This is a genomic window from Frankia tisae (assembly GCF_025403405.1).
GTDB classification, from domain to species: domain Bacteria; phylum Actinomycetota; class Actinomycetes; order Frankiales; family Frankiaceae; genus Frankia; species Frankia tisai.
The window spans coordinates 1-2,370 of the sequence record NZ_JANEZT010000598.1 but is presented as its reverse complement, the minus strand read 5'-3'; the positions used below and the strand labels follow the sequence as shown (position 1 = coordinate 2,370).

At 72.1% G+C, this 2,370-nt stretch carries 2 protein-coding genes; one reads left to right on the top strand and one right to left on the bottom strand.

Going from position 1 to position 2,370, the window contains the following annotated elements; genetic code table 11:
- Nucleotides 1-75 precede the first annotated feature (75 nt).
- Nucleotides 76-1,257: a glycogen synthase gene (gene glgA, locus NBZ85_RS30330; RefSeq protein ID WP_261560650.1), complete on the top strand. Its 1,182-nt coding sequence runs from the start codon at nucleotides 76-78 to the stop codon at nucleotides 1,255-1,257.
- A 55-nt stretch (nucleotides 1,258-1,312) separates the two neighbouring features.
- Here the strand turns inward: glgA and rfbB are convergent, their stop codons facing one another.
- Nucleotides 1,313-2,317, bottom strand: coding sequence for a dTDP-glucose 4,6-dehydratase (rfbB, locus tag NBZ85_RS30325; RefSeq protein WP_261560649.1), 1,005 nt, complete (start codon nucleotides 2,315-2,317; stop codon nucleotides 1,313-1,315).
- Nucleotides 2,318-2,370 lie beyond the last annotated feature (53 nt).

Below are 2,370 nucleotides of genomic sequence, written 5' to 3'. Positions count from 1 at the left end.
TCGGTCCACATCACCGCCGCGCCGCATCGGTTCCGCTGAACCCGTCCCACCCACCAGTCGATGGAGAGACAGTCCATGCGCGTCGCGTTGCTCACCCGCGAGTTTCCTCCGGACGTCTACGGCGGGGCGGGTGTGCACGTCGAGTACCTGGCCCGCGAGCTCGCCCGGCTGGTCGACCTCACCGTGCACCGCCAGGCGGCCGCCGACGGGGACCGGGTCGTGGTGGAGGCGCCCGGCGGGTCGGGCGTCGCCGCGGTGAGCGCCCACCCGAGCTGGGCGGCGCTCGCCGGTGGCGACGACGTGCTGCGCACCCTGTCGATGGACCTGTCGATGGCCGCGGCGGCCGCCGGCGCGGACATCGTCCACTCCCATACCTGGTACACGAATCTCGGCGGCCACCTCGCCGCCCTGCTCGGCGGTGTCCCGCACGTGATGACGTCGCATTCGCTGGAGCCGCGCCGGCCGTGGAAGGCCGAGCAGCTCGGCGGCGGATACCAGCTGTCGTCGTGGTGCGAGCGGATCGCTATCGAGTCGGCGGCCGCGGTGGTCGCGGTGAGCACCGGGATGCGCGAGGACATCCTCGGCGCCTACCCGGCGGTCGACCCGGCGCGGGTGCACGTGATCCGCAACGGCATCGACACCGAGGAGTACCGGCCCGACCCGGCGACCGACGTGCTGGAACGGCACGGGGTCGACCCGGAACGGCCCACAGTGATCTTCGTGGGGCGGATCGCCCGGCAGAAGGGTCTGCCGGTGCTGCTGCGCGCCGCGTCGGCGATCGACCCGCGGGCGCAGCTCGTGCTCTGCGCCGGCGCCCCGGACACCCCCGAGCTGCTCGCGGAGACCACCGCGCTGGTCGACGGGCTGCGCATCGAGCGCGACGGCGTCGTCTGGCTCAACGGGATGCTGAGCAAGCCCGAGGTCATCCAGCTTCTCAGCCACGCCGACGTGTTCGTGTGCCCGTCGGTGTACGAACCGCTGGGCATCGTCAACCTGGAGGCGATGGCCTGCGGCACCGCCGTCGTCGCCTCCCGGGTCGGCGGCATCCCGGAGGTCGTCGACGACGGTACCACCGGGCTGCTCGTCCCACCCGACGAGCCGAAGGCGCTCGCCGACGCCGTCAACGCCGTCCTCGCCGACCCGGCGCGGGCGGCGGCGATGGGCCGCGCCGGGCGGGCACGGGCGGTCGGCGAGTTCGGCTGGGCGGCCGTCGCGGAGCGCACCGCGGAGCTCTACGCCTCTCTCACCGGCGGCTGACCGGCGGCTGCGGCTGCTGGCCGGCGGGGCCGCTGACCGGCGGGGCCGCCGCGGGTCAGCTCCGCCAGGCGGTCTCGGAGACCGGGGAGCGGCCCAGCAGCGGCCGCCACCAGGACTCGTTCTCCTTGTACCAGGCGATGGTGGAACGCATCCCCTCGCGGAAGTCGATCAGCGGTGACCAGCCGATCTCGGTGCGCAGCTTGGTGGAGTCCAGCAGGTAGCGGCGGTCGTGGGAGGGCCGGTCCGGCACGATCGTCTTCAGCGACGCCGGCAGGCCGAGCTCCGCGAGGATGGTGTCGGCGATCGTTTCGATGTCGGCCTCGACGCCGGAGCCGACATGGTAGGTCTCGCCGACGCGGCCGCGGTCGAGCACGGCGTCGATCGCCCGGCAGTGGTCCATCACGTGCAGCCACTCGCGCCGGTTCGTCGTCGACGCGTACAGCGGGAGCTGCTCGCCCTGCAGCGCACGGGTCACGAACAGCGGGATGACCTTCTCCGGGAACTGGTAGGGCCCGTAGTTGTTCGAGCAGTTGGTGATCGTCACCGGCAGGTCGTAGGTGTAACCGTAGGCGCGCACGGCGTGGTCGCCGCCGGCCTTCGCCGCGTTGTACGGGGTGCGCGGCAGGTAGGGGGCGTCCTCGGTGAAGGCCCCTGGGTCGTTGAGGTCCATGTCGCCGTAGACCTCGCAGGTGGAGATCTGGTGGAAGCGGGCGACGCCCACCGTGCGGGCCGCCTCCAGCAGCGTCTGGGTGCCCATCACGTTCGTCGAGAAGAACTCGCCCGGCCGGATGATCGCCAGACTGTTGTGCGACTCGGCGGCGAAGTTCACGATCACATCGACCGTGTGCTCGCGCAGGGTGGACTCGACGAGTTCACGGTCGCGGATGTCGCCGTGGACGAAGGTGATGCGCTCCGCGACGTCGGCGAGGTTCTCCCGGCAGCCCGCGTAGGTCAGGGCGTCGAACGCCACGACGGTGTCCGCCGGGTGGCGTTCGCGCCAGTAGCGGACGAAGTTTGACCCGATGAACCCGGCGGCTCCGGTCACCAGCAGCGTCGACATCGTTCGGCCTTTCGGTCGGCCCGCGTGCGGCGATGCACGGGGTGGGGGATGGG

Excerpts from the sequence above, each read along its gene's own strand:
- glgA (WP_261560650.1), top strand. The coding sequence starts at position 76 with ATGCGCGTCGCGTTGCTCACCCGCGAGTTTCCTCCGGACGTCTACGGC.
- rfbB (WP_261560649.1), bottom strand. The coding sequence starts at position 2,317 with ATGTCGACGCTGCTGGTGACCGGAGCCGCCGGGTTCATCGGGTCAAAC.